The organism is Flavobacterium gillisiae (genome assembly GCF_900107635.1).
Taxonomy (GTDB): Bacteria; Bacteroidota; Bacteroidia; order Flavobacteriales; family Flavobacteriaceae; genus Flavobacterium; species Flavobacterium gillisiae.
The window spans coordinates 1-25,276 of record NZ_FNRD01000002.1 but is presented as its reverse complement, the minus strand read 5'-3'; the positions used below and the strand labels follow the sequence as shown (position 1 = coordinate 25,276).

The 25,276-nt window shown below is 35.3% G+C and carries 21 protein-coding genes and 2 tRNA genes; 11 read left to right on the top strand and 12 right to left on the bottom strand.

Features of this window, described 5'->3' with window-relative positions:
* Positions 1 to 33: 33 nt before the first annotated feature.
* Positions 34 to 1,212 (bottom strand): acyl-CoA dehydrogenase family protein, encoded by a 1,179-nt coding sequence (locus BLV35_RS03655; protein ID WP_091084932.1) that lies wholly within the window; start codon positions 1,210 to 1,212, stop codon positions 34 to 36.
* Positions 1,213 to 1,537: 325 nt separating this feature from the next.
* Between BLV35_RS03655 and BLV35_RS03650 the strand changes: the two genes are divergently transcribed.
* Complete coding sequence (locus BLV35_RS03650; RefSeq protein WP_143031831.1) at positions 1,538 to 2,632, top strand: hypothetical protein; 1,095 nt, start codon at positions 1,538 to 1,540, stop codon at positions 2,630 to 2,632.
* Between the two features lie 32 nt (positions 2,633 to 2,664).
* Here BLV35_RS03650 and BLV35_RS03645 read toward each other — a convergent pair whose 3' ends face one another.
* The 3 genes from BLV35_RS03645 to BLV35_RS03635 form a co-directional block, all read right to left on the bottom strand.
* On the bottom strand, positions 2,665 to 3,327 hold the full coding sequence (locus tag BLV35_RS03645) for a tRNA1(Val) (adenine(37)-N6)-methyltransferase (RefSeq protein ID WP_091084927.1): 663 nt from the start codon (positions 3,325 to 3,327) through the stop codon (positions 2,665 to 2,667).
* A gap of 145 nt (positions 3,328 to 3,472) precedes the next feature.
* Positions 3,473 to 3,997, bottom strand: a complete 525-nt coding sequence (gene rimM, locus BLV35_RS03640; RefSeq protein WP_091084925.1) for a ribosome maturation factor RimM — start codon at positions 3,995 to 3,997, stop codon at positions 3,473 to 3,475.
* Positions 3,998 to 4,011: 14 nt separating this feature from the next.
* Positions 4,012 to 4,575, bottom strand: coding sequence for a 30S ribosomal protein S16 (locus tag BLV35_RS03635; protein ID WP_091084922.1), 564 nt, complete (start codon positions 4,573 to 4,575; stop codon positions 4,012 to 4,014).
* Positions 4,576 to 4,775: 200 nt separating this feature from the next.
* On the opposite strand from BLV35_RS03635, the gene BLV35_RS03630 reads away from it, so the two are divergent.
* Positions 4,776 to 5,261 (top strand): DUF6252 domain-containing protein, encoded by a 486-nt coding sequence (locus BLV35_RS03630; RefSeq protein ID WP_091084919.1) that lies wholly within the window; start codon positions 4,776 to 4,778, stop codon positions 5,259 to 5,261.
* Between the two features lie 148 nt (positions 5,262 to 5,409).
* On the top strand, positions 5,410 to 5,772 hold the full coding sequence (locus BLV35_RS03625) for an RNA recognition motif domain-containing protein (protein WP_007137132.1): 363 nt from the start codon (positions 5,410 to 5,412) through the stop codon (positions 5,770 to 5,772).
* Between the two features lie 119 nt (positions 5,773 to 5,891).
* Here BLV35_RS03625 and BLV35_RS03620 read toward each other — a convergent pair whose 3' ends face one another.
* Genes BLV35_RS03620 through BLV35_RS03605 form a run of 4 tightly spaced genes read right to left on the bottom strand, consistent with a single transcriptional unit; the run spans position 5,892 to position 8,210 of the window.
* The gene (locus BLV35_RS03620) at positions 5,892 to 6,518 is read right to left on the bottom strand and encodes an SCO family protein (RefSeq protein WP_091084916.1); all 627 of its coding nucleotides are present in this window, start codon (positions 6,516 to 6,518) and stop codon (positions 5,892 to 5,894) included.
* On the bottom strand, positions 6,515 to 7,072 hold the full coding sequence (locus BLV35_RS03615) for a toxin-antitoxin system YwqK family antitoxin (protein ID WP_218133002.1): 558 nt from the start codon (positions 7,070 to 7,072) through the stop codon (positions 6,515 to 6,517). Before BLV35_RS03615 ends, BLV35_RS03620 begins: the two co-directional genes overlap by 4 nt.
* A gap of 49 nt (positions 7,073 to 7,121) precedes the next feature.
* Complete coding sequence (locus BLV35_RS03610; protein ID WP_091084911.1) at positions 7,122 to 7,895, bottom strand: YHYH protein; 774 nt, start codon at positions 7,893 to 7,895, stop codon at positions 7,122 to 7,124.
* A gap of 27 nt (positions 7,896 to 7,922) precedes the next feature.
* Positions 7,923 to 8,210, bottom strand: a complete 288-nt coding sequence (locus tag BLV35_RS03605) for an EF-hand domain-containing protein (RefSeq protein WP_091084908.1) — start codon at positions 8,208 to 8,210, stop codon at positions 7,923 to 7,925.
* Between the two features lie 177 nt (positions 8,211 to 8,387).
* Between BLV35_RS03605 and BLV35_RS03600 the strand changes: the two genes are divergently transcribed.
* A complete protein-coding gene (locus BLV35_RS03600; protein ID WP_091084905.1) occupies positions 8,388 to 9,407 on the top strand; it encodes a sensor histidine kinase in 1,020 nt (339 codons plus the stop codon).
* Positions 9,400 to 10,068, top strand: coding sequence for a LytR/AlgR family response regulator transcription factor (locus tag BLV35_RS03595; protein ID WP_091084902.1), 669 nt, complete (start codon positions 9,400 to 9,402; stop codon positions 10,066 to 10,068). The genes BLV35_RS03600 and BLV35_RS03595 overlap by 8 nt, the downstream gene beginning before the upstream one ends.
* A gap of 169 nt (positions 10,069 to 10,237) precedes the next feature.
* Here BLV35_RS03595 and leuB read toward each other — a convergent pair whose 3' ends face one another.
* The 4 genes from leuB to leuC all read right to left on the bottom strand — a co-directional run bounded on the left by leuB (position 10,238) and on the right by leuC (position 15,308).
* Entirely contained in the window at positions 10,238 to 11,299 is a 1,062-nt protein-coding gene (gene leuB, locus BLV35_RS03590; protein ID WP_091084898.1) for a 3-isopropylmalate dehydrogenase, read from the bottom strand.
* A 197-nt stretch (positions 11,300 to 11,496) separates the two neighbouring features.
* Positions 11,497 to 13,014, bottom strand: coding sequence for an alpha-isopropylmalate synthase regulatory domain-containing protein (locus BLV35_RS03585; RefSeq protein ID WP_091084894.1), 1,518 nt, complete (start codon positions 13,012 to 13,014; stop codon positions 11,497 to 11,499).
* Between the two features lie 136 nt (positions 13,015 to 13,150).
* The gene (leuD, locus tag BLV35_RS03580) at positions 13,151 to 13,747 is read right to left on the bottom strand and encodes a 3-isopropylmalate dehydratase small subunit (protein WP_074724063.1); all 597 of its coding nucleotides are present in this window, start codon (positions 13,745 to 13,747) and stop codon (positions 13,151 to 13,153) included.
* 163 nt (positions 13,748 to 13,910) lie between these two features.
* On the bottom strand, positions 13,911 to 15,308 hold the full coding sequence (leuC, locus tag BLV35_RS03575) for a 3-isopropylmalate dehydratase large subunit (protein WP_091084892.1): 1,398 nt from the start codon (positions 15,306 to 15,308) through the stop codon (positions 13,911 to 13,913).
* Positions 15,309 to 15,969: 661 nt separating this feature from the next.
* On the opposite strand from leuC, the gene dnaE reads away from it, so the two are divergent.
* The 6 genes from dnaE to BLV35_RS03545 all read left to right on the top strand — a co-directional run bounded on the left by dnaE (position 15,970) and on the right by BLV35_RS03545 (position 24,179).
* The gene (gene dnaE / locus BLV35_RS03570) at positions 15,970 to 20,505 is read left to right on the top strand and encodes a DNA polymerase III subunit alpha (protein WP_091084890.1); all 4,536 of its coding nucleotides are present in this window, start codon (positions 15,970 to 15,972) and stop codon (positions 20,503 to 20,505) included.
* 278 nt (positions 20,506 to 20,783) lie between these two features.
* On the top strand, positions 20,784 to 21,701 hold the full coding sequence (locus BLV35_RS03565; protein WP_176980562.1) for an outer membrane beta-barrel protein: 918 nt from the start codon (positions 20,784 to 20,786) through the stop codon (positions 21,699 to 21,701).
* 315 nt (positions 21,702 to 22,016) lie between these two features.
* Positions 22,017 to 22,334, top strand: a complete 318-nt coding sequence (gene trxA / locus BLV35_RS03560) for a thioredoxin (RefSeq protein WP_072945763.1) — start codon at positions 22,017 to 22,019, stop codon at positions 22,332 to 22,334.
* Positions 22,335 to 22,495: 161 nt separating this feature from the next.
* Positions 22,496 to 23,425 (top strand): DUF58 domain-containing protein, encoded by a 930-nt coding sequence (locus BLV35_RS03555; protein WP_091084885.1) that lies wholly within the window; start codon positions 22,496 to 22,498, stop codon positions 23,423 to 23,425.
* A gap of 86 nt (positions 23,426 to 23,511) precedes the next feature.
* Positions 23,512 to 23,585 (top strand) — tRNA-Asp (locus tag BLV35_RS03550).
* 520 nt (positions 23,586 to 24,105) lie between these two features.
* Positions 24,106 to 24,179: transfer RNA gene (locus BLV35_RS03545), tRNA-Asp, on the top strand.
* Positions 24,180 to 25,276: the final 1,097 nt, after the last annotated feature.

Genomic DNA, 25,276 nt, shown 5'->3' with positions numbered 1-25,276 from the left:
CAATTTTATAGATACTTTAATAGTCGTTTAATACTATTTAAAAGCAGGAATTCCTGTAATATCCATACCAGTAATTAATAAATGAATATCGTGTGTACCTTCATACGTGATTACAGATTCTAAATTCATCATATGACGCATGATCGAATAATCCCCGATTATTCCCATTGCTCCTAATATTTGCCTTGCTTCACGCGCAATGTTAATTGCCATGTCGACATTATTCCTTTTAGCCATTGAAATCTGAGCCGTTGTTGCTCTTCCTTCATTTCTTAAAACTCCCAATCTCCAAGTCAATAATTGTGCTTTAGTGATCTCTGTGATCATTTCAGCTAATTTCTTTTGTTGTAATTGTGTCCCAGCAATTGGTTTGTCAAACTGAATTCTTTCTTTAGCGTAGCGAAGTGCAGTGTCATAACAGTCCATGGCGGCACCAATAGCTCCCCAGGCAATACCATAACGTGCTGAATCCAAGCAGCCAAGTGGCGCTCCTAATCCAGATTTGTTAGGCAATAAATTTGCTTTCGGTACTTTTACGTTATCAAAGATTAATTCACCTGTCGATGAAGCGCGAAGTGACCATTTGTTATGTGTTTCTGGTGTAGTGAAGCCTTCCATACCGCGTTCTACGATAAGTCCGTGAATTCTTCCTTCTTCATTTTTTGCCCAAACAACAGCGATATCTGCAAATGGAGCGTTTGAAATCCACATTTTGGCACCATTCAATAAATAATGGTCACCCATATCTTTAAAGTTGGTAATCATGCTTCCAGGATCTGAACCATAATTAGGTTCGGTCAAACCAAAACAACCGATGAATTCACCAGTAGCTAGTTTAGGAAGGTATTTCATGCGTTGTTCTTCATTACCATATTTCCAAATAGGATACATAACCAAAGAAGATTGTACAGAGGAAGTAGAACGTACTCCTGAATCACCACGTTCAATTTCTTGCATAATTAATCCGTATGAGATTTGGTCAAGTCCAGCTCCGCCATATTCCACAGGAATGTATGGGCCAAAACCACCTATTTCACCTAAACCTTTAATAATTTGTTTTGGGAATTCTGCTCTTTGAGCATATTCTTCTATAATGGGTGATACTTCACGTTTTACCCATGCGCGAGCAGAATCACGAACTAATTTGTGTTCTTCGTTTAGTAAATCATCTAGGTTATAATAATCTGGAGATTGAAATAAGTCTGGTTTCATATTGAGCTTTTTTATAATAGTATTGCAGTAGCAAAGGAATAGTATTCTTTCGTGAGAATAAAATTAAGGCTAATTGCTTGATTGTTCTTTTTTACCTCACAAATTTACATAAAGAAATATAACAAAACCAATGGTAAATGTTATATTTTTAAAACAGCATGAAAATATTTTTTATAAAGCAGGTAAATTTCTTATAAAATTAACATTTTTTTTCTTTTGCAAAGTTTAGATTTGAAAAAAAAATGTGATGGATTTAATGAGGTTTTCTAGAATGTGAAAACGGCATAAATTAAACTATTAAATGGAATCTTTAATATTGATAAAAATGAAAAATCTCGCGGTACTAGTTTCCTTGTTTATTCATTTATATACCTATGGTCAAAAGGCTACGGTTACTTTTTTAGACGAATCAAGTAAAAAACCAATAGTGGGATTGCAAATTTTTTCTGAAAACGGAAGTTGTATTGGTAATACTAACGCTACGGGGAAATTTGATTTGGATATACATTTATTGCAACAAGGTGGTATTAAAAGTGTCTTGGCGTATAATGCTGATTATTTCTCTTTGGAATATAATTTGAATGAAGTTCCTAGTTTTATTTATTTAAAGAAGAATGAGGCTATACAATTAAATGATGTTGTGGTAAAGGCGCATGGTTTAAATGATTATTACACCTTAAAAGGGTTTTTTAGGAGTTGGCAGTTGGTAAACGGTAAATTAGTGAAATACGGTGATGGTTTAGTGGAATATCACATGCCTTATGCGACTATAGAGAATGACTTTGATACTGGAGTAAAAAATTTCTTTACGAATTATAGAACATTTAGAATAGATAGCATTAAACAGAAATCAAGGATTATTAGGATTTCATCATTAGATGAGTATTTAAGTGTTTCATTCCTTCCAAAAAACGATATGTTGAAAAGAGGAAAGAATTACCTTAAAGTGGAGCATATAAAAAATAATTTGGGAGATCTTTATGATGAAGGAAAAAAGGTAGGTTATGTTATTTATGATGAAAATAATATTCCTGCCGAGATTAGCGAGACAAGAAGTTTTGAAGGAGACGAAGCAATAAAAATATTGTTTTGGAAGTTTTCCGGAAAAAGCAAACAAATTGAACGATGGACAGGAAGTGGAAATACGCGGCGCCCTGCTTATACTTTTTATAGTGATAAAAAAATGATCAAAACTAATGTTAAAGGGAAGTTTAATAGTGTAGAAACAGTAACAGAAATTTTTATTACAGATGAAATCATTACAGATAATAAAATACCTGAAAAATATAAATCATTTATTGATAAAGATAGAAGTTTTTATAGGTCAAACTATTGGGACGACCAACTTGTAAATCATCCTTTACCAAGTGAAATTAAGTCGCAATTAATTAATATTAACGAAAATAAAAATACGTATTGAGAAAGTATATTTGCTTGCTTCCAATAATTTATTTACATCTTCAAATAAAACTCCTTAGTCAATTCTATATATTCTGGAGTGTAAATATGTCGTGCTGTTTCGATAATTAATTCGTCAATAGGGAAGTCTATAATTTCGTTTCGGCTAAAAACCAACAGGCTGCGTTTGATTTCGGTGGTTGGAGTTCCTTTTACGCGAGTAATTTTTATAGGATAAAGCTCCATTTCTTTGGCTAAAGCCACGAAATTCTCTTCTTCTTTAAAAGGAATAATAACAGAAAATATTCCGTTTTCAGAAAGTAATAAATCGGCTGCTTCTATTAAATCTTCAAATGGCAGCGCGTCTTGAAAACGAGCCAAATCTCTTTGTTCGCTTTCTGTTTTGTAGTCTTCAGAATAAAATGGGGGATTAGATACGATTACATCATATTCGTCTTCAGGTTCTTCGACAAATTCATCTAAGCCGGCATGAAAGCAGAATAAACGATCGCTCCAAGGGGAGTTTTCAAAATTATCCATCGCTTGTTCGTAGGCTTCTTCATCAATTTCTAAAGCGTCAATTTGTTCAGCATTGCTTCGTTGGGCAAGCATCAAAGCAATTATTCCTGTACCTGCGCCAATATCTAAAATGCTAGACGGATTGTTGGTTGTTGGAGTCCAAGCGCCTAATAAGACACCATCAGTTCCAATTTTCATGGCACAGCGATCTTGTTCTACAGTAAATTGTTTGAATTGGAATTTAGACAAAACGAAGATTTTAAAGATTAAACCAGTAAGAAATTAATAGGGGTATGGAAAAAACTTAATGAACCTTAATTTCTTAATGGTTCAAAAATTCACTCTATAGGTACATTTCAATAAGTCCTTCTGGAAGATCCATGATGACTTTTTTATTTTCTCTGTCAATTTTGATAAGGAAATGGTCAATCATTGGAATCAGAATTTCAACATCGCCGTTTAAAACTTCAAAAAGTGGTTGAGCAGTGGAGTCATTTATAGATTCGATTTTTCCAACAACACCAAGGCGTTTGTCTTCAACTTCAAAGCCAATAACTTCGTGATAGTAGAATTTGTTACCGCTTAGTTTTGGCAACATATTTAGAGGGAGATAGATGTCGTTACCCATAATGGCATCGGCATCTTCTTCAGTATTCATGTCTTCAAAACGAATTCTTAGGAAATCGTTTTTGTGCAAAGAGCTATTTTCAATAAAAAAAGGAACCAAGTGTTTGTTGCATTCAACAAACACTGATTCCAAGTTTTCGTATAACTCTGGTTCATCCGTGTCTAAATAGGCAAGGACTTCCCCTTTAAAACTAAATTTTTTGGCGATTTTACCTAAGTAGAAACAATCTTCTTTACGCATCTTCGCTTATAAATTTATGCTTGAGTTTCTTCGTTGTTTTCTTCTGCAGCAGGAGTTTCTTCAGTTGAAGCTTCAACTTCAGCAACTTCTTCAACAGCAGGAGCAGCAGCTGCAATAGCATCCGCCTCCGCTTTAGCTGCAGCAGCTAAACGTTTTGCGTTTACATCTTGTTCTGCTTTGAAAGCTTTTGCTTTAACATCAGCTTGCGCTTTAGTTAGACCATCTTTCTTAGCGTCAACTGTTCCAGTTTTAGCTTCTAACCAAGTAGCTAATTTTGCATCAGCTTGTTCTTGAGTTAAGGCACCTTTACGAATACCACCATCAAGGTGATGTTTCAATAAAGCTCCTTTGTAAGAAAGAATTGCTTTAGCAGTTTCTGTTGGTTGAGCACCATTGTGCAACCATCTAACTGCACTATCAAGGTTTAAGTCGATAGTTGCTGGGTTTGTGTTTGGATTGTAAGTACCGATTTTCTCTAAGTATTTACCGTCTCTTTTTGAGCGAGCATCTGCTGCTACAACCCAGTAAAAAGGTTTTCCTTTTTTACCGTGTCTTTGTAATCTAATTTTTACTGACATAATCTAAATGATTAAATTTTGAGGTACTCGACCTCTGTTAATTAAGGGTGCAAAGATATACTATTTATTTTAATATGCCAATAGCTTGTTATTATTATGAATTAGAATATGTTATGCTGTTTTTTGCTATATTTTATTTGTAATAATAGGGTGTATTTATCTGTCAATTGCATACTTTTGTTTGTTTAAAGACTTATTTTATGAAAAAATCTTTTCTTTTTATTATCGTGCTTTTTACTTTAGTCTCCTGTCAGGAAGATGTAAGGTTTAATAATCCTTCGTTTCAAGGAATAAAAGACAATGTCTTTTGGAGAGCTATAGTGTCTACAGCTACTTTAGGTAGTAATGGATCTCTAGTCATTAAGGGCTATTCAGGAAATGAAATAATTACGTTGAAAACGACTTCGACCGCTAAGGGAACCTATTTATTGGGAACCAGCGATAGTAAATCTGCTATATACGTGTTAACAGATGCTAATGGTACATTAACTTTTGCTACTGGTATAGGGAAAGGAGACGGTCAGATTGTAATAACAGAATATGATCTCATTAATAGTACAGTGTCAGGTACTTTTAAATTTAACGCGGAGAATAGTTACAATAATCCATTGGCGGGACCGCTTTTGAATTTTCAACAAGGAGTTTTTTATAAGGTGCCGTTAATTGCGCAAGCATCAGCAAATTAAGGAAGAGGGTGGATATTGTATCCCTATATTAGTGCACTTTATGTTTTTTTATGTGTTTTCGAAATAAAATAAAAACATAAATAAGCTAATTTATAGTGGGTTATAAAAAAATTGGAGTATATTTGTTGCATATTATAAATAAGTACATATGAATATTTTTGTTGGAAGCCTTCCATTCAGTATTGAGGAAGCAGATTTAAGAGAGTCTTTCGAGGCTTATGGTGCAGTTGATTCTGTAAAAATTATTACTGATAAATTTACTGGAAGAAGTAAAGGATTCGGTTTTGTTGAAATGACAAATGATGATGAAGCTCAAAAAGCGATTGATGAATTGAACGGTGCAACTGTTCAAGGACGTGCAATTGTGGTTAACAAATCTGAGCCAAAACCAGAAGGAGAAAGAAGAAGTTTTAACAATAACAGTCGTGGTGGAGATTCACGCGGTGGTTATGGTGGTGGAAACAGCCGTGGTGGAGAAAACCGTGGTGGTGGAAACAGAGGAGGATATTAATATTTTTTTCTACAATATACCAAAAAGGGTGTCAATTTTATTGACACCCTTTTTTATTAGCATTAACTTCTGTTTACCTTATGGGAACAGGAAAGCACTTGCTGTTCCATGTAAATTACTTACTCTTTTTCTAATACTTTAATATCTTCCACTAAAGATTGCATACTACTTGGATCAAGACTATTGTAGATACCGCGGATAATTCTGTTTTTATCAATTAACACAAAATTTTCTGTGTGCAAAAAAATAGAACTGTCGTTGTTTTCACCCAAATCTTCTTCGACAAAATAAAATTTACGTCCTAGATTATAGATTTCTTCTTTGTCTCCAGTAAGTAGCTTCCATTTATTATATTGAATGTTTTTCTTTTTTGCATAAGCCGCAAGCACAGGAACGGGGTCTTGATCAGGGGTTACCGAATGTGAAACCAATTGTATCTGTTCATCATTCTTAAACTCAGCCTGAATTTTAGACATGCTATTGGTCATCTTTGGACAAATTCCTGGACAAGTAGTGAAAAAGAAATCTACTACAGTAATTTTTCCTTCTAGATTTTTCTCTGAAAACGCTTTTCCTTCTTGGTCTACTAAATTAAAAGGACGAATTTTATGAAACGACTCCACTTTTGGAGATTCCCAAACAGGTACAAAATCAGATGATTTGTAATAGGGTAATTTTCTGGTTTTTTCTTGACAAGAAATCACCAAAACACCTAGCAATACGACGACGCAATATTTTAATTTCATTTGGATTTTTCTTTTAGTTTTTGATCTTTGAGCGTATAACACAAGTTTGATTTTTGCAAACCATATCGACGTCCGTCTTTGGCTTCATAGCTGATGTATGGTTTTCCGTTTTCGCGCCACGCATTTTGCATTCCGTCTTCATTATCATTTTTATACATTAAAAAACAGTAGGGACTTCCGCTTTCATACCATTGTTTTTGCATGCCTTCACGTTTGTCATTGAAATAAGAAAAATCAAATTTCATATTGCCATTTTCCCAATAGCCATAGTGTCGTCCGTAGCCAATACCGTTTTTATAATTTCGTTCTGTTTCCAGCTTTCCATTTTCAAAAAAAGTTTTGGTCGTTCCGTGTTGCCTTCCTTGATAATAAGAGGCAAAACTTTTTACTGTATCGTTTTTATAAATTTCTTTTATGAAACCTGAATAGGGCTTATTATTAAAATAATAAACCCCGTTCTCTAATTTCAGTTTGTTGTCATTTAAAAAAATCGAAGTATTTGGCACTTGCGAAATATCAACTTTTTCAAAAACGTTATTTGATTTTTTATTCACTGTTTCTGAACAACTAAATATAAGTTGACAAAACAATAAAATAATAAATTTATTGAGTAAATGTTCCTTTTGTACCATTGTAACTTCCTGATTTTAAGATGTAAAACCTACTACCTAAATAGGCTGTATTGCTAGCGTGATAATGATAGATAGCCGTAGAAAAATCTGCTGTTATTCCTATATGACCACCATTTGCATCTAAATTTGAAGGGTAACTACCGTCCATATCCTTTCTTGCATAAATGGGAAAGCCGTCTCTTAAAAATCCTATTAATTTTGCATCATCATTCCCCATAAAATCGCCAGTACAATGGTAATGATAAGTATTTCCAGGTCCAGGGTGAGCACCTGCTCTATCAAAAGAACCAAGTACACCTGCGTCTACAGGTACATTTCCACCTTCTCTATCATTATAGATTGGAACGCCATTCAACGCCATACCAATTGCTCCTAATGCTGTAACTTCTTTGGTTGTTGCTTCTACAGGATTTGTAGGAATCGTCATTGCATAATTTTGAACTCCAATAGTTCCGGGATTAAGCGTTGAACCAGCCATTTGTGCTTCATACAAAGCATGTCCAACACCATAATAGGGTGAAACGTGGTCTGGTGTTCCATTAGATTTTAATGTGATACTGTTACCGCTTGTCGAAATTGTTACCGCGCTTGTATATTTTGATTGTACTACACTTGTAACAGGAACGCCTGTTGTTGTGGTTGTTGTATCTTTGTTAGTCGTCGTTTCGTCTTTCGAACATGCGAATATGCTAATAACGGTGCAAATAGCAAGACTTAATTTGATTTTGTGATTTCTGTTTTTCATTGGAATATAATTTAAATTTGGATGGTATTAGGGTCTTTCTTTTCGCTCTGGTTTAGGTGCTTTTTTGAGTTCTTCTAGGCTTAAAAAACCATCTTTATTGAGGTCAATTTTTTTGAAATCCTCTTTAATTGGGCCTTTCAACTCTGCTAGCGCTAGTTTTCCATCTTTATTAGCATCCATCTCTTTCATGAGTTGCTCTGCCGTAGGTGGTTTTTTTCCTTCTTGTCCGCGAGGTGGTTGTGCGTAAATTAAAACTGTTCCTGCTAGTATCATAAAAATGCTGTATGATATTTTGCTAATCATTTTATTTTTCATGATTTCGTGTTTTTTATTAAGTACAAAGATGAACTAATTAACAATGCTTTTTTTTTATTTTCAGTGAATGCCAGATAGTTTTCAGTGAAAGGCTCTGCTTAGGTGTATGAGTATTCGTTTTCAAGGGATTAAAAAGTGCTTTTTTTGAGATTGGTTAATTTTTATTTTATTTGTACTATGAATAGAACTAATAGAACCGTTTTTCAGCTTTTTTTATGGGCTACTGTTTGGATCATGGTGGGTTTAACCCAAAGTGATTTTGTGCGCTTTTTTAGAGATAACTACCTCGCGTATATTTGTCAATCATTATTAATTGTAGGACTTGTTTTTGTTCTTGCTCCGAGGCTTCTTTTTAGAAAGAAATATTTGCTATTCACTTTAGTTTCATTAGTGCTTTTAATCTTCTGTGCGTATGTTTCGGGAAGTATAGTACAACATGTGCAAGATCTAGGAATGCGTCCACCACCACCAAGAGGTGGTCGTAAAAATCTACCTACTCCCATATTGATAAATATGCTTTTACTAAGCGTCTCTTATATTTTAGCTATTTTTTTAGAAACATTTTCTTTCGCACAAAAGAAGGAGGAAGCCTTAATTTTAAGTAAAACGGCGAATATCGAAAATGAATTGAAATTTTTAAAATCTCAAATTAATCCCCATTTTCTATTCAATTCCTTGAATAATATTTATTCGCTTTCAATCATTGATTCTAGTAAAGCCCAAGAATCTATTTTGTATTTATCAGATATGCTTCGTTATGTTTTATATGATTGCGAAAAGCCATTAGTTTCTATTGAAAAAGAAATAACTTATATCCAGGATTTTATTAAATTATTTTTACTCAAAAGCAGTAAAAACTATCCGCTTAAAACTAGTTTTTCAATTGAGAATGAAGGATTGCAAATCGCGCCAATGTTGCTTATTCCGTTTGTAGAAAATGCTTTTAAACATAGTAATATTGAAAATATAGAAGAAGCTTTCATCACGATTGATTTGCGTTCTACAAAAAAGAGCATTCATTTTGTTGTTGAAAATAGTTTTAGAAAAGGGCCTAAGATTCAAGATGCTGTTGGTGGAATAGGAATTGTGAATGTTCAAAAGAGATTAAATTTATTGTATGAAAATACACATTTGTTAGAAATAAACGAAAATAATAATACCTTTAGAGTTGAACTAAAAATAGACACTAATGCTTAAATGTATTGTCATTGATGATGAAGAACTTGCTCGAAAATTAATTGAAAGTTATATTGAAAAATTAGACTTTCTAGAATTAGCGGGAAGTTTTGAGAATCCTTTGGAAGCGATTGCTATTCTAAAAAAGGAGCGCATTGATGTGGTATTTTTAGATATTCAAATGCCTGAAATTAAAGGAACTGATTTTGCTAAATTGATTCCGCCGCAGGCTAATATTATTTTTACAACGGCTTATTCTGACTATGCGTTAGAGGGATTCGAACTTAGTGCGGTTGATTATTTGTTAAAACCCATTGGGTTTAATCGGTTTTTAAAAGCAGTTCAGAAAATTAAAAAAGATGCCATAGCTAAAGTCGATACTATTACAGTAAAATCTGGATATGATTTATTCAAATTAAAATATGACGAGATTACCCATATTGAAAGTGATAGTGAGTATGCTATTTTTCATACCACTACCAAGAAAATAATGAGTTTACAATCACTAAAATCATTAGAAAAGACATTAGACCCATCCGTTTTCATCAGAGTGCATCGTTCTTTTATTGTAAATAAAACTAAGGTTACCGGACTTAAAAGTAGGGACCTGTTTTTAGGAACAATTCAAATTCCTGTGAGTGATAGTTATTTTGAGGTTGTTAAGAAGGAATTGTTTGGGTAGGGTTGTTACACAGAGATGCGCTGAGGTCTATCAGAGACACTCAGAGAAATTGAATAAATTCTTTTGCGAATCTTAGTGTCTCCTTTTCGAATCTTTTCGAAACAAAAATTCTCTTAAACAAAAAACTGCCCCAAAATTGAGACAGCTTTTAAAGTATTTATTTTTGGTGTTACAAATTAGCTACTAACCAATCTCCAACGTCACTTGTTTTATAAGCTGTTGCTCCTTTGGCAGCTAGATCCTCGGTTACAATTCCTTTTTCTAATGATTTATTTACTGCTGCTCTAATTGTAGCTGCTTCTTCGTGTAGTCCAAAAGCATCTTCAAACATCATTGCTGCAGATAATATGGTTGCCAATGGATTAGCAATATTTAATCCTGTTGCTTGTGGATAAGAGCCGTGTATTGGTTCGTACAAAGAAGTATGTTCTCCAACTGATGCTGATGGCATTAATCCCATAGATCCTGAAATAACTGACGCTTCATCTGTTAAGATATCTCCAAATAAGTTTTCAGTAATCAATACATCATACGAGTTTGGCCATTGTACTAATCGCATCGCTACTGCGTCCACGAATTCATAACTTACAGTTACTTCTGGATAGTCTTTTTCCATTGCTTGTACCGTTTCTCTCCACAAACGAGAAGTTTCTAATACATTAGCTTTGTCCACACAACATAATTTTTTAGTACGTGTCATCGCTAATTCAAAACCTTTTTTTGCTAAACGTTGTACTTCTGCTCTGGTGTAAGTACAAGTGTCAAAAGCAGTTTCGCCTCCATCAAGTCTTCCTTTTTCTCCAAAATAGATTCCACCCGTCAATTCTCTTAAGAAAACTAAGTCGGTTCCTTCGATACGTTCTCTTTTTAAAGGCGAATTATCGATCAAAGATGGAAAAGTAAAAGTAGGACGTACATTAGCAAACAGCCCTAATTTTTTACGCATTAGCAATAATCCTTGCTCCGGTCTTACTGGTGCCGATGGATCATTGTCGTATTTTGGATGTCCGATAGCTCCAAATAAAACCGCATCAGCCGCCATACATATTTCGTGTGTTTCATCAGGATAAGGAACTCCTACAGCATCGATAGCGCAAGCACCTGTTAATGCTGGTGTCCAATTTATTTCGTGATTGAATTTTTTTGCAATAGCATCAGAAACTTTTACAGCTTCATTTATAACTTCTGGTCCGATTCCGTCTCCGGCTAAAAGTGCGATTGTATATTTCATGTTTTGTGGTTTTTGTCCTCCCCCCGGCCCCCTCCGGAGGAGGGGGTGACTGGGTGGTTATGGATTGGGTTATATTTTTTATTACTTTCAAGTTTAGCGTTTCTTCCAAGGAAGAAATTCTAAACAGCAATAAATTTCTTCTAAACTATTTTTATTCACATTGTCTCCCTCCCCTTCGGGGAGGGTTGGGGTGGGGATTACTCCACATTCAGCATTTTTTGCGTAGCTATAATAGCCGCAACAGTCTGATCTGAGTCTAATCCTCTTGTTTTGAATTCTTTTCCGTTGTTGGTCCAAGTAATCACCGTTTCACATAATGCATCTGAACTACTTCCTGGAGGGATTCTTACGGCGTAATCAATCAATTTAGGAAGTTCTAGTTTTTTATTTTTATATATTTTACCTAACGCATTCATAAATGCATCAAATTGTCCGTCTCCTTGGGCATGTTCTTCAATTAGTTCTCCGTCAATTCTTAAAGACAGTGTTGTAGAAGGACGCATTCCTTTGGCATGAGATAAAATGTATGATTCGACTACAATTTTTTCTTCGTATGCATGGCTGTCTAGAACATCAGATATTATATAAGGAAGATCTTCTTTAGTAACCGTCTCTTTTTTGTCTCCTAATTCAATAATTCTTTGGGTAACTAATTTTAAATCTTCCGCATTTAGTTTTAATCCTAATTCTTGAAGATTTTTCTCAATATTAGCTTTACCAGAAGTTTTTCCTAAAGCGTATTGACGTTTTCTGCCAAATCGTTCGGGAAGCAAATCGTTGAAATACAAGTTGTTTTTATTGTCTCCGTCAGCATGAATACCGGCAGTTTGAGTGAAAACATTGTCTCCTACAATTGGTTTGTTAGCGGGGATTCTATATCCTGTAAAAGTTTCTACCAGTTTACTTACAGAGTATAAAGATGATTCTTTTACATTGATTTGAACGTCCGGCATGAAATCATTGATTACGGCAACCGTACTTTCAAGAGGTGCGTTGCCAGCACGTTCTCCCATTCCATTTACGGTAACGTGTAATCCTTGGATACCAGCTTTTAAAGCTTCCATAACATTAGCAACACTCAAATCATAGTCGTTGTGTGCATGAAAGTCAAAATGAGTATTTGGGTATCTGTTTATAATTTTCGAAATAAACTCAAACGTCTCAGAAGGAATCAAAACTCCTAAAGTGTCTGGTAATAACACTCTTTTAACTGGTTGTTGTGTAAGAAAGTCCAAATATTGGAAAACATAATCAGGAGAGTTTCGCATACCATTGCTCCAATCTTCAAGATAAACATTGGTTTCAATACCGCTTTCTTTTGCTAATGCAATAGTATGAGCAATTTCGGAGAAATGTTGTTCCGGCGTTTTTTTTAATTGATGCGTTAAATGATTCAGTGACCCTTTTGTCAGTAAATTTTGAACTTTAGCGCCTGCTTTTTTCATCCATTCGATAGAAAGACCTCCGTCTACAAAAGTTAAAACTTCGATTTTGTCATCGTATCCTTTGGCCGAAGCCCATGTCATAATTCCTTTTACTCCTTGAAATTCGCCTTCACTTACTCGTGCCGAAGCGATTTCGATTCGATCAACATTTAATTCTTCCAACAACAATTGTGCAATGGTTAGCTTTTCTGCGGCAGAAAAGGATACTCCTGAGGTTTGTTCACCATCACGGAGCGTCGTGTCCATTATTTCAATTTTTCTTTTTTCCATTTCTAAATTTGATACTAATACGATTTTGAGTTTAAGGATTACCAACCGTACGATTATATTTTATAAAATAATAAAAGCAGTTACTTCAGCATATCCTCAAAAGGATGCTTCCGTAACTGCATAAAGTTGATTGTACTTAGTAAGGAAGTTTGTCTGCAAAAGCTACAATGTCTTCTTTGATGTTTTGCAAATAATCGATATCATCAAAACCATTCAACATATTGTTCTTTTTGTATCCATTGATATCAAAAGATTCTTTTTCGCCTGTAGCTAACAACGTAATTGTTTGTGCTTCGAGGTTGATTTCTAGTTCTGTTTTTGGATCAGCTTCTATTGCGCTGAAGATTGCATCTGCAAATTCTGGACTTACTTGAACTGGTAAAACACCAATGTTTAAGCAATTTCCTTTGAAGATGTCAGCAAAGAAAGACGAAACAACAGCACGAAATCCGTAATCGTAAACTGCCCAAGCAGCGTGCTCACGAGAAGAACCTGAACCAAAGTTTTTTCCTCCTACTAATATTTTTCCAGAGTAAGTTGGGTTGTTCAAAACGAAATCAGCCTTAGGAGTATCATCTCCGTTGTATCTCCAGTCACGGAAAAGGTTGTCTCCAAAACCAACACGTTCTGTTGCTTTCAGGAAACGAGCCGGAATAATTTGATCTGTATCTACGTTTTCTATTGGTAACGGCACTGCGCTACTGGTAAGGATATTAAATTTATCGTATGCCATGGGTATTTTTGATTTAAGATTAACGATTTTTGATTTCAGATTTCTGTATTGAAATCAAATTTCAATCGCTAATTTTTGTATAATATATATTGTAAAAAGTCAGTGTAATGAAGAATTTAGCATTCCAACGAAATCTGAAATCAAAAATCGTTAATCTACATTCTTAAATCATTAAGTCTCTCGGATCTGTCAATTTTCCAGTAACTGCAGCTGCAGCAGCCATAATAGGACTTGCTAACAACGTTCTTGAACCAGGACCTTGACGACCTTCAAAGTTTCTGTTTGAGGTACTTACTGAATATTTTCCAGCAGGTACTTTATCATCATTCATAGCTAAACAAGCAGAACATCCTGGTTGACGTAATACAAAACCTGCTTCAGTAAGAATGTCTAACAGTCCTTCTTCTTTAATTTGTGCTTCTACTACATGTGAACCCGGGACTAGCCAAGCGGTTACATTAGCTGCTTTCTTGCGTCCTTTTACAATTTCTGTAAAGGCTCTAAAATCTTCGATTCTACCATTGGTACAACTTCCTAAGAAAACAAAATCAATTGGTTTCCCAATCATTACGTCATCTTCTTCAAAACCCATATAGGCTAATGATTTTTTGTAGGTTTCTGCTCCACCTTCAACTTGGTTGGCAGTTGGGATATTTTTTGAAATACCAATTCCCATTCCTGGATTAGTACCATAAGTAATCATAGGTTCGATGTCTTCTGCTTTGATATTTAATTCCGTATCAAAAATGGCGTCTTCATCTGTTTTTAGGGTTTTCCAATATGCTACAGCTTTTGTCCAAGCGTCTCCTTTTGGAGCGAATAATCTTCCTTCTAAAAAGTCAAATGTTTTTTGGTCAGGAGCAATCATTCCGCCACGAGCACCCATTTCGATACTAAGGTTACAAACTGTCATTCGACCTTCCATTGACATTTCTTCAAAAATATTTCCGGCATATTCTGCAAAATAGCCTGTACCTCCAGAAGTTGTTAATTGAGATATAATATAAAGTGCAACGTCTTTTGGTCCCACACCTTTACTCAAAGTTCCATTTACGTTGATACGCATTTTCTTTGGCTTAGGCTGCATGATACATTGTGTCGCCATCACCATTTCAACCTCAGAAGTTCCGATTCCGAAAGCAATTGCTCCAAAAGCACCATGAGTAGAAGTATGTGAATCACCACAAACGATAGTTGCACCGGGTAATGTAATTCCGTTTTCAGGACCTACTACGTGTACAATTCCGTTTTTTGGATCACCTAGTCCCCAATGCGAAATACCGTATTCGGCAGCATTGTCTTCTAAGGCTTTAAGTTGATTCGCAGATAACGGATCTTCAACAGGCAAGTGTTGGTTTATAGTTGGGGTATTGTGATCGGCAGTAGCAAAAGTACGCTCTGGGTATAAAACTTTAATGTTTCTAGATTTTAAACCTAAAAAAGCAACAGGGCTGGTAACTTCGTGAATAAAATGACGGTCAATAAAAAACACATCCGGTCCATCTTCAATTTTACGCACAACGTGCGAATCCCATACTTTGTCAAATAATGTAGTACTCATTTTAATGTTTTTTTAAGTGTATTTCTTCTTTTACAGCTTGTAAATTGAGCTGTAGTTGTAACTAAGAGAACAAATTTATAAAAAGAATTAAGGGCGTCAATTTGGATTACTCATTATATACGATACCCAAACTTGTTTTATGGAGTCTTAGAGTTGCTTTTTGTCGTGATGTCATTTCGGAAACTGGTTTTAATTTTATTTTAAGTTTGTAAGGATGTGGTTTTGATGTAAGAAGCTGTTGTTTTGGTAAATTATTTATATGTCACGTTTTAACCAAAATTAACTAGTATTGTTGAGGATAATTTATCAAAAAGTGATTTTCAGTGAGTATTTCGAAGTGATTGTTTCTTTTTTATTAGAAGAGTAGCGTTCTTAGATTCCTTTTTTATCGAATAAAAGCTCTTCTTTTTACTGCTTTTGCAAGCTTTAATTTTGGTGAAATATTACGACATCCAAAAAATTAAAGAGAGATAGGTTTTTGATTTTATTATTTAGTTTTAAGAACTTAAATTACAATGTATCCATTTCGTTTTTGTAATTTGTAGTTTGAGAATGTAATGCGTTTTGTTGATAACTTGCCTTTATTCTTAGTCTAAAAAAACCTAATTTTGAAATTCATTTTTTGCGATTTGAGAAAATCACAATCTCTTCACTTACAGCTATGTACTTAATATTCGATACCGAAACTACAGGATTACCAAAGCGTTGGGATGCACCCATCACTGATACTGATAACTGGCCGCGTTGTATACAAATCGCATGGCAGCTGCATGATGATATGGGGAAACTCGTAGAACATCAGGATTATTTAGTAAAACCGGATGGGTTTAATATTCCTTATGATGCTGAACGAATTCACGGTATTTCTACTGAATTAGCAGCAGAAAACGGAATCTCCTTAGCGGAAGTTTTGGAGAAATTCAATGTGGCATTGGGTAAAGCGAAATTTATTGTAGGTCAGAATCTAGGTTTTGACTTGAATATTATGGGCTGTGAATTTCATCGTTTGGGAGTGGAGAGCCAAATGAGTGCTATGCCAGTTCTCGATACCTGTACGGAAGTTACCGCTTCCTTATTAAAATTGCCCGGTGGTCGTGGAGGACGATTTAAATTACCAACGTTAACTGAATTACATAGTTTTCTTTTTAATAAACCATTTGGAGAAGCGCACAACGCTACTGCCGATGTTGAGGCAACAACGCGTTGTTTCTTAGAGTTAATTAGAAGAGAGAATTATACTAAGGAACAACTGGATGTACCAGCTGGTTATTTTCAGGAATTTCAGAGTAAAAATCCAAAGGAGATTCAGCTTATTGGGTTAAAGCATATCAATTTAAAGGCAGCTTCCGATGCTATTCGTCAGCAATTTGGCGAAAAGCAAACAGCAACAGTTTCAAAACAGGAACTTTCAGAGAATAAAAAAGTACTAGTTGATACGGATTTTGTGCATTTGCATAACCATACACAATTCTCCGTTTTGCAATCTACAATAAGTATTGCGCAATTAGTTAAGGCTGCTTCGAAAGAAAAAATGCCTGCGGTTGCTATGACAGATCACGCTAACTTGATGGGGGCTTTTCACTTTGTTCGTGATATTTTAAATCATAATAAAGCGGCTGAAGCCAAGAATGCAGCATTAATAGAAAATGGGGAGAAACCAACGGAGGTTTCTATGAAGCCTATTGTAGGTTGTGAGTTTTTTGTTTGTGAAGACCATAAAGATAAATCTAGAAAAGACAACGGGTACCAAATAGTACTTTTGGCGAAGACCAAAAAAGGCTACCATAATTTGGCCAAAATGTCTTCGATAGCCTATACTCAGGGTTTTTATTATGTACCCAGAATTGACAAGAAAGTCATTCAGCAATACAAAGAAGATATCATTGTGTTGTCTGGGAATCTTAATGGAGAAATTCCGAATAAGGTTTTAAATCTTGGTGAAAACCAAGCAGAAGAAGCTTTATTATGGTGGAAAGAAGAGTTCAAGGAAGATTTCTATATTGAAGTGATGCGTCACAATCAAGAGGACGAAAATAGAGTGAACACAACTTTGATTTCTTTGGCTAGAAAGCACGATGTGAAAATAGTTGCGACAAACAACACCTTTTATATAGATAAAGAAAATGCCAATGCACACGATATTTTGCTTTGTGTGCGTGAAGGCGAGAAGCAAACTACACCTATAGGTCGTGGTCGTGGGTATCGTTTTGGATTGCCAAATCAAGAATACTATTTCAAGACAGGCGATGAGATGAAGCAACTCTTTACGGATTTGCCTGAAGCGATTTCGAACTTGTCTGAAATTGTCGATAAAATCGAAATATACAATTTAGCAAGGGAGGTTTTGTTACCCAAATTTGAAATTCCCGAGGAATTTTTCGTGGCAGAAGATGCTGTCGATGGGGGAGTGAGAGGAGAAAATGCTTATTTGCGACATCTTACTTATGAAGGTGCAAATAGAAGGTACCCTGAAATTACAGAAGTAATACGAGAGCGTTTGGATTTTGAATTACTGACTATTTCTAACTCCGGTTATCCGGGATATTTCCTGATTGTACAGGATTTAATTGCCGAAGCCCGAAGTATGGGCGTTTCTGTAGGGCCAGGGCGTGGATCTGCTGCAGGATCAGTAGTGGCTTACTGTTTGAAAATTACAAACATTGACCCATTGATGTATAATCTGCTTTTTGAGCGTTTCCTGAATCCCGATCGTGTGTCACTACCCGATATTGATATCGATTTTGATGACGAAGGACGAAGCAGTGTAATGGATTATGTAATCAGAAAATACGGTTCAAAACAAGTCGCGCAAATTATCACTTATGGTAAAATGGCGACTAAATCGGCAATTAGAGATACAGCCCGTGTACTGGATTTGCCTTTATTTGAAGCCGATAAAATAGCCAAATTAATTCCGGGGATGATGCCTGGAAAATGGAACCTAGCTCGGTTTTTAAATGAAGACGAAGCCTTAATAAGAAAAGCGGTTCGTCCAGAAGAGTTTGATAAAATTAAAGAATTAATCGCTCTGGCTGGAGAAGATGATTTAGGAGGGGAGACCATTCAGCAAGCTAAAGTGCTGGAGGGGAATTTAAGAAATACAGGAATACATGCCTGTGGGGTGATTATTACACCTAGCGATATTACTGATTTTGTTCCTGTGGCTACCGCCAAAGATTCAGATTTGTATGTGACACAGTTTGACAACTCAGTGGTAGAAACAGCTGGATTGTTAAAAATGGATTTCTTGGGTTTGAAAACCCTAACCCTTATAAAAGACACGGTTAAATTAGTAAAATATAGAAATGGAATTGATCTCGATCCAGACACATTTCCTATTGATGACTTAAAAACATACGAGCTTTTTCAACGTGGAGAAACAGTAGGTATTTTTCAATATGAATCTGCCGGAATGCAGAAGTATATGAAGGAATTGAAGCCAACGGTTTTTCCGGATTTGATTGCCATGAATGCCTTATACCGTCCAGGACCGATTGCCTATATCCCAAGTTTTGTAAAAAGGAAAAATGGGGAAGAGGAGATTATTTATGACCTTGATGCCTGTGAAGAATTATTAAAAGATACTTACGGAATTACCGTTTATCAAGAACAGGTAATGCTTTTGTCTCAAAAATTGGCTGATTTCTCAAAAGGGGATGCCGATGTATTGCGTAAAGCGATGGGAAAAAAGCAAAAAGATGTCCTTGACAAAATGAAGCCTAAGTTTATTAGTCAGGCTGCTGCCAAAGGGCATCCGGAAGACAAGCTGGAAAAAATATGGAAAGACTGGGAGGCCTTTGCTGAATATGCCTTTAATAAATCGCACTCTACCTGTTATGCGTGGATTGCCTATCAAACGGCTTATTTAAAAGCCAATTATCCTGCCGAATATATGGCAGCGGTATTGTCAAATAATATGAGTGATATCAAGCAAGTTTCTTTCTTTATGGAAGAATGCAAGCGTATGGGACTTGAAGTATTAGGGCCAGATGTAAATGAGTCCTTCTATAAATTTACCGTAAATGATAATTATGCGGTTCGTTTTGGGATGGGAGCCATCAAAGGAGTAGGAGCGGGAGCAGTGGCTACTATTGTTGAAAACAGAAAAGACGGGAAATATAAGTCGGTTTTTGATTTGACTAAACGTATTGACTTGCGTGCGGCTAATAAAAAAGCATTAGAAAATCTTATACTTGCTGGAGGATTTGATTCTTTTGACGGGACTTTACGTTCGCAGTATTTTCATGATGACGGCGACGGAATTACCTTTTATGAAAAGGCGATAAAGTATGGCGCTAAGTTTCAAGAAAACGAGAACTCGTCTCAGGTAAGTTTGTTTGGGGAAAGTAGCGATGTGCAAATTGAAGAGCCAATCATCCCTCCATGTGAGGACTGGAGTACAATGGAAAAATTAGCCAAAGAGAAAGAGGTTGTAGGAATCTATATATCAGGGCATCCCTTAGATGATTACAAATTTGAGATGAAGTATTTTTGTAATGCCAAGTTGGAAGCATTGAGGAGTTTAGAGCTTCATGTGGGCAAGAGTCTGACTTTTGGCGGAATTATAAATAATGTGCAGCACAGGGTAGCTAAAAACGGAAAAGGTTGGGGAATATTCACTTTAGAAGGATATGACGAAAGTTATGAGTTTAAGATTTTTGGAGAGGAATACCTGAAGTTCCGTCATTTCTTCATTCAGAACAATTTTACTTATATGAAAGTATTAGTCAAAGAAGGATGGGTTAATCAAGACACCGGTAAAAAAAGTGAGCCAAGGATACAGTTTATGTTAATACAGTATTTGCAGGATGTATTAGATGATTTTGCAAAAAAACTGATTGTACTACTTAATATAAGTGACTTGGATCCAGAATTTATTCATAAGCTAGGGCATCTTTTTTTCGAAAATAAAGGAGATAATCTAGTGACTTTTGAAATCATGGAATTAGAGAAAGTGAAAAAAATAGTGGCAGCTGAGCCAATTACTGTTGAAAATGAAACTGACGATTTTATTGATGAAACTGATGCGATGGAAGTCACAGAATCTGTAGAAACAGAAACTGCAGCTGTTGTTGAAGTCGAGGAAATTAAAGTGGTTACTAAATTAACGATGGCAAGTAGAAAACTGAAAATAAAAATTTCAAATGAGTTATTGTTTGAATTAGAGAAAATGCAAATTAATTTCAAGCTGAATTAGAAAAGTAGTCATTAGGATGGGAAATTTGTAATCACATAAATAACGGTCTGAATTGACTGCTATAACGTTTGAAAAGCGTCGTTTTATGCAATGAAAACGGCTCTTTTTGATTTTTTAGACTTTTTTTTAATACTAAAATAATTCTTGTTTTTCTGTAACGTATTGATTTATATATGCATGCATAATATTATTTTTAATAGGACAATGTTTTAGTGAATACGGAATTAAAATACAGAAAAATCCTTTAAATTTGATAGTATTAAAAAAACATAATAAACATGAAAAAGAATCTATTTTTATTAGGATTTATAGCTTGCTCGATGACAATGATGGGGCAAACTGACAAAAAAGAAAGCAACAAAGAAAGTTGGTATTTCAAGCTTGGAGGATCTTATTTTACACAAGCAACGGCAACTGAGTTTCCTACAGTTAGTGGGCAACAACCCAATAGAGATATTTATGTAGGAGGTAAATTAGTTTCAAGAGAGAGTATTACTGGTTCTTTTGGAGAAGGTTTTCGTTATGGTGGAAACGTTGGATACCGCTTTACAGATCGTTTGGGGGTTGAAATGGGAATTAATTACTACAATAGTAATAGTAAAACTATGGTTGAAACAGTTGATAGAATAATATCTGTTGCTGGAGGATCGCCAACCTATTTAGATTTGACTTCAAATGGACGTGTGAAAGCTTTGGATTTAGCTCCTGCAGTAGTTTTATTTTTAGGAGAAGTAAAAGGATTTGAATCTTATTCTAAAGTTGGAGTTATCGTTCCTATAAATGGAAAATTAGTTATCGAAACTACTCAGGATTATAATGGACCAGCAGTAGGAGGACAAAGAACCATTGTTCAAGAGGATGAAGTAAAGCCTAATCCTACAGTAGGGTTTTTAGCTGCACTTGGAACTTCTTATAAATTAGGTAAAAATTTATCAGCATTTGCTGAGGTTGAATACCGTAATTTTACAGTACATGGTAAGTCTAAAGAAACTACAAGATACGAAGTGAATGGTACAGATGCTTTAAGTACTCGTACTAGAGCTGAGAATTATTCTAACTATGTTAAAACTTTAAACTCTTCGTCTAATAACGCTGATTTTAATACTGTAGATCCTACTAGAGCTACCGACGAACAAAGTTCATATATCAGTATAAGTGGTGTAGGTTTGACGTTAGGGTTAAAATTTAGCCTATAATACAAAAAGAATTGTTTTTCTAAGAAAGGCTGCCTGTGTAAGGTAGCCTTTCTTGTTTATTGGGTACGGTTTTTTTTAGCCCTGATCGCAGCGGTATCCTTTTATTGCCGTCTTTAGGCAATGAAAGATATAGCTAAGAGCGGGAGTGGCTTCTAATTTTAAGCCAAATCAATCTTTAAAAGAGTTTTTATAATTATTGACAATACTTTCATAGCCAAAACTAATTTGAGGATAGTGTTTCATTTGGTTTAAATGTCTAAATTTGTATCCAAGTTTTGAATGAGATCAGAACTTTAAATTTTAAATAAAAAAATTATGGCTTTAGCAATAACAGATGCTACTTTTGAAGAAGTAGTTTTGAAATCAGATAAACCAGTAATGGTAGATTTTTGGGCAGCATGGTGTGGACCTTGTAGAATGGTTGGACCAATCATTGACGAATTGAGTACTGAATACGAAGGAAAAGTAGTTATCGGGAAAGTGGATGTTGATGCAAACCAAGAATTTGCTGCAAAATACGGTGTGAGAAATATACCAACAGTTTTGGTTTTTCATAACGGTGAAGTAGTAGGAAAGCAAGTAGGAGTAGCTCCTAAGCAAACTTACGCTGACAGTTTAGACGCGTTGTTGTAATCGGTAGGTTACGATTTATATAGAATTTTTTATAAATTCAGATTAAAGGTTTGGCGTAAGTCAAACCTTTTTTTTGTTTTAATTTTAATTTTTGAGCTTTTAGATTGTGATTTGTAATCTTTTAGTTTTTAAATCATTCAATCTTTTAATAACTTTGAAAGATGAAGATCGAATCGCAAGTAGCAAAAATTTCGAGTTTCCAGCATCTAGAATTGTTGGCAAACCAGGTTGTGGAAGGATTTATCTCCGGGATGCACAAGAGCCCATTTCATGGGTTTTCGGCTGAGTTTGCTGAGCATAAAGTCTATAATGTAGGGGAAAGCACTAAGCATATCGACTGGAAGCTATTTGCTAGGACAGATCGGTTGTACACAAAGCGTTTTGAGGAAGAGACTAATTTGCGTTGCCATATTATTATTGACAACTCCTCCTCAATGCATTACCCTGAGTTAAAGCCAAATCAAAACTTTTATGAAAACAAAATAGGTTTCTCTGTTTTGGCTTCGGCAGTTTTAATGAATCTCTTAAAGAAACAGCGGGATGCTATCGGGTTAAGTGTGTTTTCTGATACCTATGAATATTACGCGCCTGAGAAAGGAAGTGATCGTCATCATAGAATGGTGTTGAATGCACTTGAAAATACTTTAGTTAGACCTAAGGTTAAGAAAAATACAGACACCATAACTTTTTTACATCAGATAGCCGAGAAAATGCATAGGCGCTCGATGATTATACTATTTACGGACATGTTTCAGTCTGATTCTGGAGATGATGCATTGTTTAGCGCGTTGCAACATTTAAAACACAACAAGCATAAGGTGGTGTTGTTTCATGTTGTAGATTCTAGTACAGAGCTGAATTTTGACTTTGATAATACGCCTAGGAAGTTCATAGATGTGGAGACAGGTGAATCTATTTCGGTTTTTGCCGATAATGTGAAGCAAGAATATGAAAAGCAAGCAGCTTTGTACTTCAAAAAACTGGCTTTAAGTTGTGCTCAAAACAAGATTAAGTATGTTCCAGTGAATGTTAGTGATAATTTTGAAAAAGTTTTATTGACATACTTAGCTGAAAAACAAAACTTTGGATAGTTAGTTTAAAAAAAATGCGATTTTTTAATTAAAAATGCTTGTGTAAGTCGAAAGGTATTGTATCTTTGCAACCGCAATAACGCAGAGGTTTGGTAGTTCAGTTGGTTAGAATACCTGCCTGTCACGCAGGGGGTCGCGGGTTCGAGTCCCGTCCAGACCGCAGTATTGGGGAGAGCCTTTCTTAACGGAAAGGCTTTTTTGCCCCATTAAAGTATCTAAAGTTAGTTGTGTTGTTTGGTCGAGTTGGTAGCAATGAGACCGGGTTTAGTAGTTAGACCAATGAAAAGCTTTCCATGTTTCTGGATTTATTCAGGACCTACGGATGGCTTTTTTGATTTACAATATACTGTACTCAGGGGTTATTTTGGATCAAGTGAGATCTTTATTGTAATTACGTGAGGTGTGTATTTGTAAAAACCGTTAGAAAACGCAAGTTATGTAGAGTGAATAGACATATTGGAGTCACTTAGTTTCGGACTTGCTGGGTCTAAAGAGGTATTTTTGGTACTGAAAAAGGGGTGAATCGTGCTTTTGTAGGGCGATTAATCGGATGAAAAAATAAATAGTGGACTGACATCTAGTATTTTGAGAAAAGGATGTCATTTTAACGTTATTTTTTTTGAATTTAGTGTTGGTTTTAAACTAAAATGTATTGTATATTTGCACCGCAATAGCGCTGAGGTTTGGTAGTTCAGTTGGTTAGAATACCTGCCTGTCACGCAGGGGGTCGCGGGTTCGAGTCCCGTCCAGACCGCAATATTGGTGAAGCCTTTCTTAACAGAAAGGCTTTTTTTTGTTTGTAAGATTAAACTTTACGTTTGTACATTATACTTGGCATCGCTTGATGTTTGTTTTAAATGGAAATCAAATCCAAAATTTGTGGAGGGATAAAATCAGGATTGTTATTATTTAGTCTACCTGAGAAGAATGATGGGACTCCGTTCTATTAAAATTGAGATTTAAAAGGTTTTATTTTCGCATTGAAAGAATATCTCTATTGTTAAAGTGATTTAGGGCTATTTAGTTTCTAGTGCATCCTTCCTATATAGTAACCAAAATTTCACCGGTTAAAGCAATCCGTTTCGACTGACAGATTATTTGGGCGTTTCCCATTATAAAAAAAGAGGCTATTCCTTATATAAGGTATAGCCTCTTTTTTTATAATGGGTCGGGCTATCCGCTACAAGTCCTCGTCTCGATTCCACTTCGTTGCATCGAGACTGTGGGCTTTCCACTACTATCTCTAACGCAAACAAAAGTAGATTAGAAGCACGTGGTTTTAAGTTAGAGGTGAAGAACACCACTTAAAAAAGAAAGAGTAGTGGTTTTTGAATACAAATACTCCTAGATAGGCTTTATAAGAGTTCAAAGGTAAAGGTACTTTCCTTATTATATTACTAGTAAAGGAATAGTAAAAAGCCGCGATCGCTGTGAATTTCCCATAAACTATGTCTATAAAGGCTTCCTCGCCGATGGAGAGGGCTGGGGTGAGGATTTTTTTTCGTCTTCAAAAAGCGTATTTCCAGTGAGTTAAACCCAAGGTTAAGAAAACATCAAAAAAAAGGTAATTTAAAGCATTGTTTAACGGTATAAAGGTGTTACTTTTGCACCCGCAACAACGAATAAGTTCTTTACATCCTGGTAAGCAAACGAAATAATAAAGAAAATTTATTTTCTAAAAATTTCAAAAAAAGCTTGTGAGAATTAAAAGAGTTTATTACTTTTGCACCCGCTTCGAGAAACACGTTTAAAATGATAATCGAGACGAAAACAAAGAAGAACACGTTCCTAGACATATTGAATTGACAGCCGTTTTAACAGAGATGTTAGAACAAAAGAATAAAGAGTAAT

What these genes read in the sequence shown, in the direction of transcription:
- BLV35_RS03565 (WP_176980562.1), top strand. Translation starts at nt 20,784, where the DNA reads ATGAAAAAGAATCTATTTTTATTAGGATTTATAGCTTGCTCGATGACA.
- BLV35_RS03620 (WP_091084916.1), bottom strand. Translation starts at nt 6,518, where the DNA reads ATGAAATTAAAATATTGCGTCGTCGTATTGCTAGGTGTTTTGGTGATT.
- BLV35_RS03625 (WP_007137132.1), top strand. Translation starts at nt 5,410, where the DNA reads ATGAATATTTTTGTTGGAAGCCTTCCATTCAGTATTGAGGAAGCAGAT.
- rimM (WP_091084925.1), bottom strand. Translation starts at nt 3,997, where the DNA reads ATGCGTAAAGAAGATTGTTTCTACTTAGGTAAAATCGCCAAAAAATTT.
- BLV35_RS03600 (WP_091084905.1), top strand. Translation starts at nt 8,388, where the DNA reads ATGAATAGAACTAATAGAACCGTTTTTCAGCTTTTTTTATGGGCTACT.
- BLV35_RS03645 (WP_091084927.1), bottom strand. Translation starts at nt 3,327, where the DNA reads ATGAAAATTGGAACTGATGGTGTCTTATTAGGCGCTTGGACTCCAACA.
- BLV35_RS03630 (WP_091084919.1), top strand. Translation starts at nt 4,776, where the DNA reads ATGAAAAAATCTTTTCTTTTTATTATCGTGCTTTTTACTTTAGTCTCC.
- trxA (WP_072945763.1), top strand. Translation starts at nt 22,017, where the DNA reads ATGGCTTTAGCAATAACAGATGCTACTTTTGAAGAAGTAGTTTTGAAA.
- leuD (WP_074724063.1), bottom strand. Translation starts at nt 13,747, where the DNA reads ATGGCATACGATAAATTTAATATCCTTACCAGTAGCGCAGTGCCGTTA.
- leuB (WP_091084898.1), bottom strand. Translation starts at nt 11,299, where the DNA reads ATGAAATATACAATCGCACTTTTAGCCGGAGACGGAATCGGACCAGAA.
- leuC (WP_091084892.1), bottom strand. Translation starts at nt 15,308, where the DNA reads ATGAGTACTACATTATTTGACAAAGTATGGGATTCGCACGTTGTGCGT.
- BLV35_RS03595 (WP_091084902.1), top strand. Translation starts at nt 9,400, where the DNA reads ATGCTTAAATGTATTGTCATTGATGATGAAGAACTTGCTCGAAAATTA.
- BLV35_RS03650 (WP_143031831.1), top strand. Translation starts at nt 1,538, where the DNA reads ATGAAAAATCTCGCGGTACTAGTTTCCTTGTTTATTCATTTATATACC.
- dnaE (WP_091084890.1), top strand. Translation starts at nt 15,970, where the DNA reads ATGTACTTAATATTCGATACCGAAACTACAGGATTACCAAAGCGTTGG.
- BLV35_RS03585 (WP_091084894.1), bottom strand. Translation starts at nt 13,014, where the DNA reads ATGGAAAAAAGAAAAATTGAAATAATGGACACGACGCTCCGTGATGGT.
- BLV35_RS03555 (WP_091084885.1), top strand. Translation starts at nt 22,496, where the DNA reads ATGAAGATCGAATCGCAAGTAGCAAAAATTTCGAGTTTCCAGCATCTA.
- BLV35_RS03605 (WP_091084908.1), bottom strand. Translation starts at nt 8,210, where the DNA reads ATGAAAAATAAAATGATTAGCAAAATATCATACAGCATTTTTATGATA.
- BLV35_RS03655 (WP_091084932.1), bottom strand. Translation starts at nt 1,212, where the DNA reads ATGAAACCAGACTTATTTCAATCTCCAGATTATTATAACCTAGATGAT.
- BLV35_RS03635 (WP_091084922.1), bottom strand. Translation starts at nt 4,575, where the DNA reads ATGTCAGTAAAAATTAGATTACAAAGACACGGTAAAAAAGGAAAACCT.
- BLV35_RS03610 (WP_091084911.1), bottom strand. Translation starts at nt 7,895, where the DNA reads ATGAAAAACAGAAATCACAAAATCAAATTAAGTCTTGCTATTTGCACC.